Origin of the sequence: Salmonella sp. SAL00670, assembly GCF_046552235.1 — a bacterium.
GTDB lineage: Bacteria > Pseudomonadota > Gammaproteobacteria > Enterobacterales > Enterobacteriaceae > Salmonella > Salmonella enterica.
The window spans coordinates 224,555-240,927 of record NZ_JBGDUO010000006.1; the positions used below are offsets into that span (position 1 = coordinate 224,555).

The following is a 16,373-nucleotide window of genomic DNA, read 5'->3' on the forward strand; positions in this document are numbered from 1 at the left end:
CAGAAGTGTGAATCAACACACTCATCTAACACTTTACTTTTCAAGGAGTATTTCCTATGAACCAGCTAGACGGCATCAAACAATTCACTACCGTCGTCGCCGACAGCGGCGACATCGAGTCCATCCGCCACTACCAGCCGCAGGATGCCACGACAAATCCCTCTTTACTGCTGAAAGCCGCCGGGCTTGAGCAGTATGGTCATTTGATTGAGGATGCGATTGCCTGGGGAAAAAAACACGGCGGTACGCAGGAACAGCAGGTTGCGGCAGCCAGCGATAAACTGGCGGTCAATTTTGGCGCGGAAATACTGAAAAGTATTCCCGGTCGCGTCTCCACTGAAGTCGACGCGCGGTTATCGTTCGATAAAGAAAAAAGTATCGAGAAAGCGCGCCATCTGGTGGATCTCTACCAGCAGCAGGATGTTGATAAATCACGCATTCTGATCAAGCTCGCCGCGACCTGGGAAGGTATTCGCGCCGCCGAGCAGCTCGAAAAAGAGGGCATTAATTGCAACCTGACGTTGTTGTTCTCTTTTGCCCAGGCGCGCGCCTGCGCCGAAGCGGGCGTCTATTTAATCTCTCCGTTCGTGGGCCGAATTTACGACTGGTATCAGGCGCGTAGTCCGCTGGAGCCGTATGTCGTGGAGGAAGATCCCGGCGTGAAATCGGTACGCAATATCTACGATTACTTTAAACAACATCGCTATGAAACCATCGTGATGGGTGCAAGTTTCCGCCGTACTGAGCAAATCCTCGCGCTAACCGGCTGCGATCGACTGACTATCTCCCCTAACCTGCTTAAAGAGCTGAAAGAAAAAGAAGAACCGGTGATCCGTAAACTGGTGCCTTCCTCACAGATGTTCCACCGTCCTACGCCAATGACGGAAGCGGAGTTCCGCTGGGAACATAATCAGGACGCGATGGCCGTAGAGAAGCTGTCGGAAGGTATCCGTCTTTTTGCCGTTGACCAGCGCAAACTGGAAGACCTGCTTGCCGCCAAACTATAAACCTTGCATGGAGTGATTTATGTCCCGTAAAGACCTTGCCAATGCGATTCGTGCGCTGAGCATGGATGCCGTTCAAAAAGCCAATTCCGGGCACCCCGGCGCGCCGATGGGGATGGCGGATATCGCTGAAGTGCTATGGAACGATTTTCTTAAACATAACCCCACCGATCCGACCTGGTATGACCGTGATCGTTTTATCCTTTCCAACGGTCACGCCTCCATGCTGCTCTATAGTCTGCTGCATTTAACCGGGTATGACCTGCCGCTGGAGGAGTTAAAAAACTTCCGTCAACTGCACTCTAAAACGCCAGGTCACCCGGAGATTGGCTATACGCCCGGCGTTGAAACCACCACCGGGCCGCTGGGTCAGGGGCTGGCGAATGCCGTCGGGCTGGCGATTGCCGAGCGTACGTTAGGCGCACAGTTCAACCGGCCGGACCATGAGATTGTCGACCACTACACCTATGTCTTTATGGGCGACGGCTGTCTGATGGAGGGGATCTCGCATGAGGTGTGTTCGCTGGCTGGTACGCTGGGACTGGGCAAACTGATCGGCTTTTACGATCACAACGGCATCTCCATTGATGGCGAAACCGAAGGCTGGTTTACCGACGATACCGCCAAACGTTTTGAAGCCTACCACTGGCATGTCGTACATGACATTGACGGGCACGATCCGGAGGCGGTGAAAAAAGCCATTCTCGAAGCCCAGAGCGTAAAAGATAAACCTTCGCTAATTATCTGTCGGACGGTGATAGGTTTTGGCTCGCCGAATAAAGCCGGGAAGGAGGAGTCGCACGGCGCGGCGCTGGGCGAAGAAGAGGTGGCGCTGACTCGCCAGAAGCTGGGATGGCATCATCCGGCGTTTGAGATCCCAAAAGAAATTTACCGCGCGTGGGATGGCCGTGAAAAAGGCGAGAAAGCGCAGCAGCAGTGGCAGGAAAAGTTTGCTGCTTATGAGAAGGCTTATCCTGAGCTGGCCGCGGAGTTTACCCGCCGGATGAGCGGCGGACTGCCGGAGACATGGGAGTCCGCCACGCAAAAATTTATTAACGACTTGCAGGCTAATCCGGCCAAAATCGCCACCCGTAAAGCATCGCAAAATACGCTCAATGCCTACGGTCCCCTGTTGCCGGAACTGTTGGGCGGATCGGCGGATCTGGCGCCGAGCAACCTGACTATCTGGAAAGGTTCGACCTCGTTGAAAGAGGATCCGGCAGGTAATTACATCCACTATGGCGTGCGCGAATTCGGCATGACCGCCATTGCTAACGGCATCGCCCACCACGGCGGCTTTGTACCGTATACCGCCACGTTTCTGATGTTTGTCGAATATGCGCGTAACGCGGCACGTATGGCGGCCTTAATGAAAGCCCGGCAGATTATGGTCTATACCCACGACTCCATCGGTTTGGGCGAAGATGGCCCGACGCACCAGGCCGTGGAACAACTGGCGAGCCTGCGCTTAACGCCAAACTTCAGCACCTGGCGTCCCTGCGATCAGGTTGAGGCGGCGGTCGGCTGGAAGCTGGCCATTGAACGTCACCACGGGCCGACGGCGTTGATTCTCTCGCGGCAGAATCTGGCGCAGGTGGAACGCACGCCGGAACAGGTGAAAGCGATTGCTCGCGGCGGTTATATTCTGAAAGATAGCGGCGGCAAGCCGGATATCATTTTGATCGCTACCGGATCGGAAATGGAAATTACCCTCCAGGCGGCGGAAAAATTGACTGGCGAGGGGCATAACGTTCGCGTGGTGTCGTTGCCTTCAACGGATATTTTCGATGCGCAGGACGAGGCATATCGCGAATCAGTGCTACCGGCGCACGTGACCGCCCGCGTCGCGGTGGAAGCCGGTATAGCCGACTACTGGTATAAATATGTTGGCCTAAAAGGCGCAATTATCGGCATGACGGGATACGGTGAATCCGCTCCGGCTGACAAACTGTTCCCGTATTTTGGCTTTACCGTGGAAAATATTGTAGAAAAAGCCCGCCGGGTGCTGAACATCAAAGGCTAAGGCGAGCGTTAGCAACACAGACTTTGCACAGTCTGCAGACCTGTTCTGTAGGCTGTGCAAAATTACTTCGTAGACTCAGGCGCATCTGACTGCCCGATGACGACCTCATCAATGGATTTATGGCACATCAGGCAAAAGGCCTTTTTTTTATGCGCCTGTAATGTTGAATCCCATGCCGCTGATCCGCCTTCTTTATTCACTTTCTCTCTTATCGCCGCCAGCCGATCTATTTCATAATAAGCGCTCAGGCAGCCACAATGGGGGCATAATACGGGGCCATTATTTATTTTCATACTATTTCCTGCTGTGGTGAGGCTATCGGGTAAAGTAACAATCCTACCGTAACGTAGCAATCTCTATACCATAAATGAAACCTCAATAGGTGTATCCCTATTCTGAAAAGGGGATAACAACCAGGATTCAACGCGTGATCCACAGCGTAGGCCAGGCATCCGGCCCGTGCCAGTTATCGCAGCTCGGTTCTTCGGCATAACGTACCAGACGAAAACGATCGCCATCATAGCGCCAGCGCGTCTGGATACCACAGTCGGTTAACCCCCGCCCTTTCGCCAACGTCACCAGTTCGCGCGTTTTCTCGTCAAAGAAGGCGTTCATCAACTCCATGTCATTACTTTCGACGCCGCGATTAAACGGCAGCCGCAAACGTACGGCGCGCGAGACGAGCGTTTTTTTGCGTGAAACTACCCAGGCGAGATCAATAGTGTTATAGGCGCCGGCTTCGCAGTTAACAATCAATAACGCTTTATCATCCGTCAACGCGCTGACCTGCGTCTCGCGACGCAGCGGGTCAAGCGAACAACGAATGCCGTTTACCCGCCATGCTGCGTAGTCCAGCAGATCGTCGCGTTCTTCCTCACTCAGCGGTACGGGCGTTGGATTAATCACGGCGATCCCCTTTAATGCCGGCGCCGGGGGCACGCTGAGCGGCGGTTCGTTTCCTTTTTCAATCCAGGCGGTTTCGCTGCCCACACGTTTTTGTTGCGCGTCGATAAACAGTAATGCCGCTTTTAATCCCGCCAGCGAAAGCGTCTGAACGCCGTTTTTTAAGGTGATGGCCTGCGCATCCTGAATCGTCTGTAAAAATGCGGTGATGGTGGCAGGATCGCCGGTCATGAGATGCCAGGGCGACACGCGCCAGTGTGGACTGTTGAACGAAAGCGGTTTGCCATCCAGCAATAAGCGAGGCGCAATTGCGGCTTCTTTAGCGTCGGGCGGCGCCAGACCGCCGCGATCGATACGCAGTACCGCATCGGTACGCGCCCCGGCGCTGCGGCTTAATGTCATCACCAGCCCATGATGTTCGCCAGTATTGCGCGCTACGCAAAAATTTTGGTTATTGCAGGTGACCTGCCAGTCGGAAAAAGTCCGTTGCGCTGGCGCAGCCCACAGTAGCTGGACCGGCAACAGGCCAAACAGACAAAAAAGAATAACGCGGTAGCGCATGAACGGAACAACCCCAGATTCAGAACAACACAGCTCAGGCGGTATCTTCCTTGCGCGCCTCAGGGTTCTCAATCAGATTTATCGGATTGGTCTTTTTTGTGTAAAGAAATATATTTCTTTTTTTTCAGTCCATTAGATGAGACGTCTGTAAATAGTTAAGCAATAACACGGTCTTACCGTCCCGAATCTCACCTGAGCGCACCATTTCCAGTGCCCGGGAAAACGGCAGTTCAAGCACCTCAATCTCTTCGTCCTCCACGCCGCCGCCGATGCTGGCACGCTCGCTATCATGATATTCGGCAATGAAGAAATGAATCAGCTCCGTGACGCCGCCTGGCGACATATAAAGCTCAAATATCTTGCGTACCTCGCCAACGTCATACCCTGTCTCTTCAATGGCCTCTTTACGGATACAGACCTCCGGCTCGTCGTTATCAAGCAGGCCAGCGCAGGTTTCAATTAACATACCGTCTTGATTACCATTGACCCATGTCGCCACGCGAAACTGGCGAACCAGAACCACGGTTTTTTTAGTTGAGTTGTAAAGCAGAATGGTTGCGCCATTCCCGCGATCGTAAACCTCACGCCTGTGACGGATAACCTCGCCATTACGACGGGTCAGGTCATAGGTAATGTTGCGCAGAGTAAAATAATTATCAGAAAGAATTTTATCCTTAATAAGCGTAATGGTTTGCGACATGCTGGCTCCAGGGTGTAAAAAGAGCATTAATATTACGCCGTGAGGTCGGTTTTGTCTGCTGAAGGGTTAATCCTTAATGCCGACTGAACGGATGTACAGCCATATTTTTCTGTCACTGCCATGACCATATTCTGCTTCTCCGGGCCGCAGAGTCCATGCTCGCGATATGATTTGACGGCCGGAGTGAGACTGAGGGAATCATCATGAAATTTACTCTCGTTGCGACGGTTCTACTGACGTTTTCCCTTTCAGCTTTTGCCGTTGAGTATCCGGTATTGACCACCGCGAGCCCTGATCAGGTGGGGTTTGATAGCCAAAAACTTCACCGACTTGATGGCTGGATTCAAAATCAAATTGATGCCGGATATCCCAGCATCAATCTTCTGGTGATAAAAGATAATCATATTGTTCTACAAAAAGCCTGGGGCTATGCCAAAAAATATGACGGTTCCACGCTGTTAGCCCATCCCATTCGGGCGACCACTAACACGATGTATGATCTGGCTTCAAACACAAAAATGTATGCCACTAACTTCGCATTGCAAAAACTAGTGTATGAAGGAAAAATAGATGTCAATGATTTGGTATCAAAATATATCCCCGGCTTTAAGGATATGCCTGGGGATAAAATAAAAGGCAAAGATAAACTCCGCATTATTGATATTCTTCATCACGTCGCGGGCTTTCCTGCCGACCCACAATATCCTAATAAAAACGTCGCCGGTAAATTATTCTCACAGAGTAAAAGCACTACTCTGGAGATGATTAAAAAGACACCGCTGGAATATCAACCTGGGTCGAAGCATATCTACAGCGACGTGGATTATATGATTCTTGGTTTTATCATTGAATCGATAACGGCAATGCCATTAGATCGCTACGTCGAAACCACCATTTATAAACCGCTCGGATTAAAACATACCGTCTTTAACCCGCTGATGAAAGGCTTCACGCCGCCGCAAATCGCCGCAACGGAACTACATGGCAACACGCGTGACGGCGTGATTCATTTCCCCAATATTCGCACCAATACACTATGGGGCCAGGTGCATGATGAAAAAGCCTGGTACTCAATGGGCGGCGTTTCAGGACACGCCGGACTGTTTTCTGACACCCATGATATGGCTGTGTTAATGCAAGTCATGCTCAATGGGGGCGGCTACGGTAACGTGAAGCTATTCGACGACAAAACGGTTGCGCAGTTTACTCGCCGCTCGCCAGAAGACGCTACCTTTGGTCTGGGGTGGCGCGTTAACGGCAACGCCTCAATGACCCCCACGTTCGGGGTATTAGCCAGTCCGCAAACGTATGGACATACCGGATGGACCGGAACGCTGACGTCTATCGATCCGGTTAATCATATGGCGATTGTGATTTTAGGTAACAGGCCGCACTCGCCGGTAGCAAATCCTAAAGTGAATCCGAATGTTTTTGTCAGTGGATTATTACCTGCGGCGACGTATGGCTGGATTGTTGACCAGATATATGGTTCCTTAAAATAAAAATTAAGAGCCTATCTCTGTAGGCGTTATTGGCGCAGCCAGTTTGGACACGGACAGCGCGCAAAAACCGGAGCGTACACGTAGTACGTGAGGTTTGACTCGCTACGCTCGCCCTTCGGGCCGCCGCAAGCGGCGTTCAAAACGCTAATGCGTTTTGGCGAGCACTGCCCAGGTCCAAAATGGCAAGTAAAATAGCCCTAATGGGATAGGCTCTAAGAAGGGATTCTGATAGCGTCCCTTCCTTCAATTTACACTCTATTTTCAATACTAAGATTGGCCTCATCAGGCCTGTTAAACGTCGACCCGACGGGAAAATGTTTATCGCAGGGCGTTCAGCCCTGCGAGCGTCAACATTTCTGCAAACGGAGTAAGGTTAGCCAATAAGTTTAAGATTTTTTATCACTCAATCATTTAACCGTTCCAGGCCTTAACCGGCCTACAAATACGCTTATTTAGCTAACCAGTCGAGTATCCCCTGCGCAGCATGTCGGCCTTCTGCCATCGCCGTCACCACCAGATCGGCGCCGCGCACCGCATCGCCGCCGGCGAAAATTTTCGGGTTGGACGTCTGGTAACGAAACTCGCTCTCGACGCTGGCGGCAATACGTCCCCAGTTATCCACCTTCACGCCATGCGATTCGAGCCACGACATACCATGCGGATGAAAACCAAACGCCATAATGACCGCATCCGCCGGCATCACGAACTCGCTGTCCGGTACAGGTACCGGGCGGCGTCGCCCCTGACCATCCGGTTCGCCAAGCCGCGTACGCAAAAAGCGAATACCGCTGGCGCGCCCGTGCGTATCCAGCACCAACTCAACCGGCTGAACGTTAAATTCAAAGTTCGCGCCCTCTTCCCGCGCGTTTTTCACCTCTTTTTTCGACCCCGGCATATTGGCCTCATCGCGGCGATAAGCGCAGGTGACGTTAGCAGCGCCATGACGCAGCGCCGTACGTACGCAGTCCATTGCGGTGTCACCGCCGCCCAGCACAACCACGTTAAGGCCCGCAGTATCAATAAACGGCTCGTCAGGCAACGCCGGAAGCCCCATCACCTGTTTGGTATTGGCGATGAGGAATGGCAACGCATCATATACCCCCGGCGCGTCTTCATTCGGTAAATCAGCCTTCATGGAACGATAGGTTCCTACCCCGACAAAGACGGCGTCATAACTTTCCAGCAGCGTCTCCAGAGAAATATCTTTCCCCACTTCGCAGTTAAGCTCAAAACGAATCCCCATCGCGCTGAAGATTTCCCGACGGCGCGCCAGCAGAGATTTATCCAGTTTGAAAGCCGGAATACCAAAGGTGAGCAAACCGCCGATTTCCGGATGGCGATCGTAGACGGTGGCGCTTACGCCGTGACGCGCCAGCACGTCAGCGCAGGCAAGACCTGCCGGCCCCGCGCCGATAATCGCCACGCGCTTGTCGCTCTTCTGTACGTCCGACAGGTCGGGACGCCAGCCTTTGCTCAGAGCGCGATCGGAGATATAGCGCTCAATGTTGCCGATGGTAACCGCGCCATACTCATCGCGGAGTGTACACGCGCCTTCGCATAGCCGGTCCTGCGGACAAACGCGCCCGGTAATTTCCGGCAGGCAGTTGGTCTGGTGAGAAAGCTCTACCGCCGCATCAATATCGCCAGCTTTCACCAGTTCGATCCACTGGGGAATATGGTTATGCAGCGGACAGGTCCATTCGCAGATACTGTGTTCCCCGCATGTGAGGCAGCGGGACGCTTCACGCTCCGCCTGCGCGGCGCGAAACGGCAGATAAATTTCCTCAAAGGTGGTTTTACGCGCTTCAATCGCCAGTTTATCCGGTTCGCCGCGCGGCGGCGTCGCCTGCATACGCTCGACTTTGCTGCTTGCTGTCCCACTGTGTTGTGTATCCACGGTATGCCAGGGGCGAATCTCCTGCCGGGCGGTACGCAGCCGTCGCGTTTTAGCCAGACGGGTCAACGAGTCTTCGGTGACCAGTTGCAGCGCATCCGCCGGGCAATTTTCCACACAGGCCGGACCCTGTTCACGTCCCTGACACAGATCGCATTTATGCGCGCTGGCTTTGAACTGGTTTGGCGCGACGGGCGTCAATACCATCTGCATGGTGCCGAATGGGCAGGCGACGACGCAGGATTTACAGCCGATGCACTTCTGCGCATTGACCTGCACGCTGTCGTTAATATGCGCGATCGCGCCGTTCGGACAGCTACGGGCGCAGGGCGCATCTTCGCAATGGTGACATGTGACCGCGCTGCGCTGGTGCTGATGTTTGATGACAGTAATTCGGGGCTGATAGCGCTGTGGCGTCAGGACATGTCGCTCATCATTGTGAGCCATTACGCAGGCGACCTCGCAGGCATGGCATCCCAGACACTGCTGGCTATTGGCCATAATAAAACGATTCATGGCGTCCTTCTGTTTTGGTTGCAAAAACCTTATTCTTTATATGAGCATTGTTATTAACTGACGAAGGCGGGGTCGGCAATGTTCATCTGCCCAGGAAGCACAACTATCTGTCCAGAACCTGTGGCAGATCAATTTATTTCAAAGCAAATGAAATTGCGGTTCAGCTAAATGCGGGGAGTACCAGTGTGACGGTTAAACGCCCGGTCTCGGCCAGTCTGGCTAAGGCTTTTTTCTATATTGTGCTGTTGTCTATTCTGTCCACCGGCAGCGCATTACTGACGCTGACCAGCAGTTTACGGGATGCCGAAGCGATCAATATCGCCGGTTCGCTACGAATGCAGAGCTATCGGCTGGGTTACGATCTGCAAAGCCGTAGCCCGCAGATTAATGCGCATCGTCAACTTTTCCAGCACGCGCTCAACTCGCCAGTACTGCAAAATCTCAACGCCTGGTATGTGCCGCAGGCGGTGAAAACTCGCTATGCGCGCCTGCACGCCAACTGGCTGGAGATGAATAGCCGCCTACAGGACGGCGACATTGCCTGGTATCAGACCAATATCAACAATTATGTCGATCAAATTGATCTCTTCGTTCTGGCGTTACAGCATTACGCCGAGCGTAAAGTCATGCTGGTCGTCGCCATATCGCTGGCGGGCGGTATCGGCATATTTACGCTGGTCTTTTTTACCCTACGGCGTATTCGCCAGCAGGTCGTTCGCCCGCTGAATCAACTGGTCACCGCCAGTCAGCGAATTGAACATGGTCAGTTCGCCCCGCTGCCGCTGGATACCAGCTTACCCAATGAGCTGGGATTGTTGGCGAAAACGTTTAGCCAGATGTCGAGCGAGCTGCATAAACTTTACCGTTCGCTGGAAGCCTCGGTGGAAGAAAAAACGCACGATCTGCACGAAGCGCATCGCCGCCTGGAGGTGTTATACCAGTGCTCCCAAGCGCTGAATACCAGCCAAATCGATGTCCACTGTTTTCGCCATATTTTGCAAATTGTCCGTGAACATGACGCCGCCTGGTATCTGGAGTTAACCGTGGGCGATAACTGGCGGATTAGCGAAGGCACGCAAAGCCCCGACCTGCCGATGCAAATGCTGCCAGTGACGATGCAGGACACGGTCTATGGCGAACTCCACTGGCAAAGCCCCAACGTTAATGCCTCTACGCCGCTGCTGAACAGCGTCTCCACGATGCTGGGGCGTGGTTTGTACTTTAATCAGGCGCAAAAACACTTCCAGCAACTTTTGTTAATGGAAGAGCGCGCGACGATTGCCCGTGAGCTACACGATTCGCTGGCGCAGGTACTTTCTTATTTACGTATTCAGTTAACGCTTCTGAAGCGCGCTATTCCTGAGGATAACGCCGGCGCGCAAAGCATCATGGCGGATTTTTCCAGAGCGCTGAACGACGCCTACCGTCAGCTTCGGGAGTTACTCACCACGTTCCGTCTGACGTTACAGCAGGCCGATTTACCCTCCGCATTGCATGAGATGCTGGAAGATTTACAGAGTCAGACTCCGGCCAAACTCACGTTGGATTGCCGTTTACCCACGCTGGCGCTGGATGCGCAAATGCAGGTGCATTTATTGCAAATTGTGCGTGAAGCGGTCCTGAACGCCATTAAACACGCCAACGCGAGCGAAATCGCCGTGAGCTGCGTCACCGCGCCTGACGGCGATCATACCGTTTATATTCGCGATAATGGCATTGGTATCGGCGAACCGCATGAGCCTGCCGGACACTATGGTCTGAATATAATGCGTGAGCGCGCGGAGCGGCTTGGCGGCACGCTGAATTTTTCGCAACCCTCCGGCGGCGGCACGCTGGTCAGTATCAGTTTTCGCTCCTCCAACAAGGAAGAGAGTCAGTTAACGTAAAGAACGGCAAATCACCGGAAGGCCAGATGTCAGGCTTTCCGGCGTTGGCACAAAAAGTATGCTGTAAAAGCGCATGATAATTTACATTATCTCCTTTATTTCTCCACGTTTGGCTCGTAGCTTGCCGCTACAGTGAAGCAGTTCAAATCTATAACGATATGTAGAAACACGAGGTTCCCCTTTAATGGCGAATTTTTTTATCGATCGCCCCATTTTTGCCTGGGTGCTGGCTATCCTGTTGTGTCTGACAGGGGCGTTAGCCATTTTTTCTTTACCTGTTGAACAATATCCCGATCTGGCGCCGCCCAACGTACGTATTACCGCGAATTATCCGGGAGCGTCGGCGCAAACGCTGGAAAATACCGTAACCCAGGTTATTGAGCAGAATATGACGGGCCTCGATAATCTGATGTACATGTCATCACAAAGCAGCGGAACCGGACAGGCGACCATCACCCTGAGCTTTATTGCGGGAACCGATCCTGATGAGGCGGTTCAGCAGGTACAAAACCAGTTACAGTCCGCGATGCGTAAACTGCCGCAGGCGGTACAGGATCAAGGCGTCACGGTACGCAAAACGGGCGATACCAATATTTTGACCATCGCTTTCGTCTCTACCGACGGTTCTATGGACAAGCAGGATATCGCCGACTACGTCGCCAGTAATATTCAGGACCCGCTCAGCCGCGTCAACGGCGTCGGCGATATTGACGCTTATGGTTCACAGTACTCTATGCGTATCTGGCTCGATCCGGCCAAATTGAATAGTTTTCAGATGACCACGAAAGACGTGACCGATGCAATTGAGTCGCAGAATGCGCAAATCGCCGTCGGGCAGCTTGGCGGTACGCCTTCGGTCGACAAACAGGCGCTGAACGCCACCATTAATGCGCAGTCATTGCTGCAAACGCCGCAACAATTTCGCGATATCACCCTGCGCGTTAATCAGGACGGTTCCGAGGTCAAACTGGGCGATGTCGCCACCGTGGAGCTGGGGGCGGAAAAATATGACTACCTCAGCCGTTTTAACGGCAATCCGGCTTCCGGTCTTGGCGTTAAGCTGGCCTCCGGCGCGAACGAAATGGCGACCGCGAAGCTGGTACTGGATCGCCTCAACGAGCTGGCGCAGTACTTCCCTCACGGCCTGGAATACAAGATCGCGTATGAAACCACCTCCTTTGTCAAAGCCTCGATTATCGATGTGGTCAAAACGTTGCTGGAAGCTATCGCGCTGGTTTTCCTGGTGATGTATCTGTTCCTGCAAAACTTTCGCGCCACGCTAATTCCGACGATCGCCGTGCCGGTAGTATTAATGGGCACCTTCTCCGTGCTTTACGCGTTTGGCTACAGTATTAACACATTAACCATGTTCGCGATGGTGCTGGCGATCGGGCTCCTGGTCGACGATGCCATCGTGGTGGTGGAAAACGTCGAACGTATCATGAGCGAAGAAGGGCTCACGCCGCGTGAAGCGACGCGCAAATCCATGGGACAAATCCAGGGGGCGCTGGTCGGTATCGCGATGGTGCTGTCTGCGGTATTCGTGCCGATGGCGTTCTTTGGCGGTACCACCGGGGCGATTTATCGTCAGTTTTCTATTACCATTGTCTCGGCAATGGTGCTGTCGGTGCTGGTCGCCATGATCCTGACGCCAGCGTTGTGCGCAACGTTATTAAAACCGCTGCACAAAGGCGAGCAGCACGGGCAACGCGGATTTTTCGGCTGGTTTAACCGTACCTTCAATCGTAATGCCGAACGTTATGAGAAAGGCGTAGCGAAAATTTTGCATCGCAGCCTGCGCTGGATTCTGATTTATGTTCTGTTGCTTGGCGGCATGGTGTTCCTGTTTTTGCGCCTTCCCACCTCCTTTCTGCCGCAGGAAGATCGGGGCATGTTCACTACGTCTATCCAGCTACCGAGCGGTTCTACGCAACAGCAGACCCTGAAAGTTGTTGAAAAGGTTGAAAACTATTACTTCACCCATGAGAAAGACAACATTATGTCGGTCTTCTCGACGGTCGGTTCCGGCCCTGGCGGGAACGGGCAAAACGTCGCGCGCATGTTTGTTCGCTTGAAAGACTGGGACGCGCGCGATCCCACCACCGGCTCCTCGTTCGCCATTATTGAGCGGGCGACAAAAGCATTTAACCAGATTAAAGAAGCTCGCGTCTTCGCCAGCAGCCCGCCGGCAATTAGCGGTCTGGGCAGCTCCGCCGGTTTTGATATGGAATTACAGGATCACGCCGGAGCAGGCCATGACGCGCTGATGGCCGCACGAGATCAACTCATTGAGCTGGCCGGGAAAAACAGTTCCTTGACCCGCGTGCGCCACAACGGCCTGGACGACAGCCCGCAACTGCAAATTGATATTGACCAACGGAAAGCGCAGGCGCTGGGCGTATCGATTGACGATATCAACGACACCCTGCAAACAGCCTGGGGGTCGAGCTACGTCAACGACTTTATGGACCGGGGCCGCGTGAAGAAGGTCTATGTTCAGGCCGCAGCGAAATATCGTATGTTGCCGGATGATATTAATCTTTGGTATGTCCGTAACAAAGAGGGCGGCATGGTCCCCTTCTCCGCCTTCGCCACCTCGCGCTGGGAAACCGGATCGCCGCGTCTGGAACGCTATAACGGCTATTCGGCGGTAGAAATTGTCGGAGAGGCCGCGCCGGGGGTCAGTACCGGGACGGCGATGGATGTCATGGAGTCGTTGGTGCATCAGCTACCGGGCGGTTTTGGCCTGGAATGGACAGCCATGTCTTACCAGGAACGGCTCTCCGGCGCGCAGGCGCCCGCGCTGTACGCTATTTCGCTATTAGTCGTCTTCCTGTGTCTGGCGGCATTGTATGAAAGCTGGTCGGTGCCCTTCTCGGTGATGCTGGTTGTGCCGCTCGGCGTCATTGGCGCGCTACTCGCTACCTGGATGCGCGGGCTGGAAAACGATGTTTACTTCCAGGTGGGGCTGTTGACCGTTATCGGCCTCTCGGCGAAAAACGCGATTCTGATTGTGGAATTCGCCAACGAAATGAATCAGAAGGGACACGCGCTGTTAGACGCCACGCTGTACGCCAGCCGCCAGCGCCTGCGACCGATACTGATGACTTCGCTGGCGTTTATCTTTGGCGTATTGCCGATGGCCACCAGCACCGGGGCAGGCTCGGGTAGCCAACATGCTGTCGGAACCGGCGTGATGGGGGGAATGATCTCAGCAACCGTTCTGGCTATCTTCTTTGTACCCCTGTTTTTCGTGCTGATACGTCGCCGCTTCCCGCTGAAGCCGCGCCCGGAATAAGATCCCGGCCAGCCTGATACGAGGTGCCGGGCACAAAAAAGGCGACTTTCGTTGAGTCGCCTTTTCTTTTCCCCTATGGGAGCGCGGTGCCTTCCAGGCATTTATTTACGAAGCATGACTTCGATAAAATCTTTCCAGTTCCCCAGTTCACGTTCAATCATAATAGCCTCTCTTATTATTATGGGTATTCTACGTAGTTAGCGGTATAGAGAGAAGTTCATTTAACCGATTGTTGCGATATCCTCTGGTTATGCTGTCTATGATATTACTATGGCGCTGTAGCCGTAAATTTTATGTGACTTACTGCAATATTTAGCAACATTAATACCTTTTCTACTACTTTATCAAATCGGGTTAAAAAACAAACAATTGCATGTGCGCAAAATAAGATTTTCCTCGCGAATTATAAACAAGCCACATCTGGAACGTTTTGGAATCATTATTCACATTCACTCAACAATGTTATATTGATTGCCGATCAGCGCTGGATAAATAACCATTAACAGCCACACTTATTATCCCGCAGACGATACTATTGATTATTTATTCGAATTTCGCGTTAAAGGATTCAATATGATTACCCTCTATGGCATTAAGAATTGCGACACGATCAAAAAAGCGCGCCGTTGGCTGGAGGAGCATGGCATTGATTATCGTTTTCACGATTACCGTGTGGATGGCATAGACCTCCCTCTTCTTAATACCTTTATTGCCGAACTCGGCTGGCAGCCTTTACTGAATACGCGCGGCACAACATGGCGCAAACTGGATGAAGGCGACCGCAGCGGGATTACCGATGCCGACTCCGCCGCTGCTCTCATGGTTGAACAGCCGGCAATCATCAAACGCCCATTGCTCTGCGCGCCCGGGAAGCCTATGCTGCTTGGTTTCAGTGAATCCCGTTATCAGCAGTTTTTTGATGAGGTGTAGTCTATGTCGTGCCCGGTTATTGAGCTGACACAGCAACTTATTCGTCGCCCCTCCCTGAGTCCGGATGACGCAGGCTGTCAGGCATTAATGATTGAACGCCTGCGTAAAATCGGTTTTACCATTGAGCATATGGATTTTGGCGACACGCAAAATTTTTGGGCATGGCGTGGGCGTGGCGAAACGCTGGCGTTCGCCGGGCATACTGACGTCGTACCGGCTGGCGATGTCGATCGCTGGATCAATCCGCCGTTTGAGCCTACGATTCGCGACGGAATGTTGTTCGGTCGCGGCGCGGCGGATATGAAAGGTTCACTGGCGGCCATGGTGGTGGCTGCTGAACGTTTTGTTGCGCAGCATCCTCATCACCGGGGCCGCCTCGCATTTTTGATTACCTCTGATGAGGAAGCCAGCGCAAAAAATGGCACCGTAAAGGTGGTTGAAGCGCTGATGGCCCGTAACGAGCGGCTGGATTACTGTCTGGTCGGCGAACCTTCCAGTACTGAAATTGTGGGCGATGTCGTCAAAAACGGGCGTCGCGGTTCTCTCACCTGTAACCTCACTATCCATGGCGTTCAGGGGCACGTTGCCTATCCGCATCTGGCGGATAACCCTGTTCATCGCGCCGCGCCTTTTCTTAATGAACTGGTCGCTATCGAGTGGGATCGGGGCAATGACTTTTTCCCGGCCACCAGCATGCAGGTAGCCAATATCCAGGCAGGCACCGGCAGCAATAATGTCATTCCCGGCGAACTGTTCGTGCAGTTTAACTTCCGTTTCAGCACGGAACTGACCGATGAGATGATCAAAGAGCGGGTACATACGCTGCTTGAGAAGCATCAGCTACGTTATACCGTAGACTGGTGGCTTTCCGGCCAGCCGTTCCTGACCGCACGCGGCAAGCTGGTGGACGCGGTAGTAAACGCCATTGAGCACTATAATGAAATTAAACCGCAATTACTGACGACGGGCGGTACGTCCGACGGACGTTTTATCGCCCGTATGGGAGCGCAGGTGGTAGAACTGGGGCCGGTGAACGCCACCATTCATAAAATTAATGAATGTGTGAATGCCGCCGATCTCCAGCTACTGGCCCGTATGTATCAACGCATTATGGAACAGCTCGTCGCCTGATGAGCGTTCCGGTAAGAGGAAATAA

Annotated in this window: 12 protein-coding genes; 7 read left to right on the top strand and 5 right to left on the bottom strand. The window is 53.0% G+C overall.

From position 1 onward, the window contains the following. The first annotated feature begins 56 nt into the window (after positions 1-56). Positions 57-1,007, top strand: a complete 951-nt coding sequence (gene tal, locus ACLJRS_RS19205; RefSeq protein ID WP_001072436.1) for a transaldolase — start codon at positions 57-59, stop codon at positions 1,005-1,007. Between the two features lie 19 nt (positions 1,008-1,026). After that, positions 1,027-3,027, top strand: coding sequence for a transketolase (gene tkt / locus ACLJRS_RS19210; RefSeq protein WP_000087329.1), 2,001 nt, complete (start codon positions 1,027-1,029; stop codon positions 3,025-3,027). A gap of 62 nt (positions 3,028-3,089) precedes the next feature. Here tkt and ACLJRS_RS19215 read toward each other — a convergent pair whose 3' ends face one another. The 3 genes from ACLJRS_RS19215 to nudK form a co-directional block, all read right to left on the bottom strand. After that, on the bottom strand, positions 3,090-3,320 hold the full coding sequence (locus tag ACLJRS_RS19215; protein ID WP_000700635.1) for a hypothetical protein: 231 nt from the start codon (positions 3,318-3,320) through the stop codon (positions 3,090-3,092). Between the two features lie 127 nt (positions 3,321-3,447). Further along, positions 3,448-4,491, bottom strand: coding sequence for a DUF1176 domain-containing protein (locus tag ACLJRS_RS19220; protein ID WP_001270670.1), 1,044 nt, complete (start codon positions 4,489-4,491; stop codon positions 3,448-3,450). 124 nt (positions 4,492-4,615) lie between these two features. Continuing rightward, complete coding sequence (gene nudK, locus ACLJRS_RS19225) at positions 4,616-5,191, bottom strand: GDP-mannose pyrophosphatase NudK (RefSeq protein WP_000084040.1); 576 nt, start codon at positions 5,189-5,191, stop codon at positions 4,616-4,618. 203 nt (positions 5,192-5,394) lie between these two features. Between nudK and pbp4b the strand changes: the two genes are divergently transcribed. Then, positions 5,395-6,693, top strand: a complete 1,299-nt coding sequence (pbp4b, locus tag ACLJRS_RS19230) for a penicillin binding protein PBP4B (protein ID WP_000673293.1) — start codon at positions 5,395-5,397, stop codon at positions 6,691-6,693. Positions 6,694-7,141: 448 nt separating this feature from the next. Here the strand turns inward: pbp4b and aegA are convergent, their stop codons facing one another. Next, positions 7,142-9,103 (bottom strand): formate-dependent uric acid utilization protein AegA, encoded by a 1,962-nt coding sequence (gene aegA / locus ACLJRS_RS19235; RefSeq protein ID WP_001078920.1) that lies wholly within the window; start codon positions 9,101-9,103, stop codon positions 7,142-7,144. A 185-nt stretch (positions 9,104-9,288) separates the two neighbouring features. On the opposite strand from aegA, the gene narQ reads away from it, so the two are divergent. Together narQ and acrD are read left to right on the top strand one after the other, a co-directional pair. Continuing rightward, on the top strand, positions 9,289-10,989 hold the full coding sequence (narQ, locus tag ACLJRS_RS19240) for a nitrate/nitrite two-component system sensor histidine kinase NarQ (protein ID WP_000216814.1): 1,701 nt from the start codon (positions 9,289-9,291) through the stop codon (positions 10,987-10,989). Between the two features lie 184 nt (positions 10,990-11,173). After that, positions 11,174-14,287 carry a multidrug efflux RND transporter permease AcrD gene (gene acrD, locus ACLJRS_RS19245; protein WP_001263081.1) on the top strand — a complete coding sequence of 1,038 codons (3,114 nt, stop codon included), beginning with the start codon at positions 11,174-11,176 and terminating at the stop codon, positions 14,285-14,287. A 101-nt stretch (positions 14,288-14,388) separates the two neighbouring features. Here the strand turns inward: acrD and ypfM are convergent, their stop codons facing one another. Further along, entirely contained in the window at positions 14,389-14,448 is a 60-nt protein-coding gene (gene ypfM / locus ACLJRS_RS19250; protein WP_001386977.1) for a protein YpfM, read from the bottom strand. 412 nt (positions 14,449-14,860) lie between these two features. Between ypfM and ACLJRS_RS19255 the strand changes: the two genes are divergently transcribed. Both ACLJRS_RS19255 and dapE read left to right on the top strand, forming a co-directional pair. Then, positions 14,861-15,217, top strand: a complete 357-nt coding sequence (locus ACLJRS_RS19255) for an ArsC family reductase (protein ID WP_000631923.1) — start codon at positions 14,861-14,863, stop codon at positions 15,215-15,217. Positions 15,218-15,220: 3 nt separating this feature from the next. Further along, complete coding sequence (gene dapE, locus ACLJRS_RS19260; RefSeq protein ID WP_001277826.1) at positions 15,221-16,348, top strand: succinyl-diaminopimelate desuccinylase; 1,128 nt, start codon at positions 15,221-15,223, stop codon at positions 16,346-16,348. The last annotated feature ends 25 nt before the right edge of the window (positions 16,349-16,373 follow it).

What these genes read in the sequence shown, in the direction of transcription:
- ACLJRS_RS19255 (WP_000631923.1), top strand. Translation starts at nt 14,861, where the DNA reads ATGATTACCCTCTATGGCATTAAGAATTGCGACACGATCAAAAAAGCG.
- tkt (WP_000087329.1), top strand. Translation starts at nt 1,027, where the DNA reads ATGTCCCGTAAAGACCTTGCCAATGCGATTCGTGCGCTGAGCATGGAT.
- ACLJRS_RS19215 (WP_000700635.1), bottom strand. Translation starts at nt 3,320, where the DNA reads ATGAAAATAAATAATGGCCCCGTATTATGCCCCCATTGTGGCTGCCTG.
- nudK (WP_000084040.1), bottom strand. Translation starts at nt 5,191, where the DNA reads ATGTCGCAAACCATTACGCTTATTAAGGATAAAATTCTTTCTGATAAT.
- aegA (WP_001078920.1), bottom strand. Translation starts at nt 9,103, where the DNA reads ATGAATCGTTTTATTATGGCCAATAGCCAGCAGTGTCTGGGATGCCAT.
- dapE (WP_001277826.1), top strand. Translation starts at nt 15,221, where the DNA reads ATGTCGTGCCCGGTTATTGAGCTGACACAGCAACTTATTCGTCGCCCC.
- acrD (WP_001263081.1), top strand. Translation starts at nt 11,174, where the DNA reads ATGGCGAATTTTTTTATCGATCGCCCCATTTTTGCCTGGGTGCTGGCT.
- ACLJRS_RS19220 (WP_001270670.1), bottom strand. Translation starts at nt 4,491, where the DNA reads ATGCGCTACCGCGTTATTCTTTTTTGTCTGTTTGGCCTGTTGCCGGTC.
- pbp4b (WP_000673293.1), top strand. Translation starts at nt 5,395, where the DNA reads ATGAAATTTACTCTCGTTGCGACGGTTCTACTGACGTTTTCCCTTTCA.
- tal (WP_001072436.1), top strand. Translation starts at nt 57, where the DNA reads ATGAACCAGCTAGACGGCATCAAACAATTCACTACCGTCGTCGCCGAC.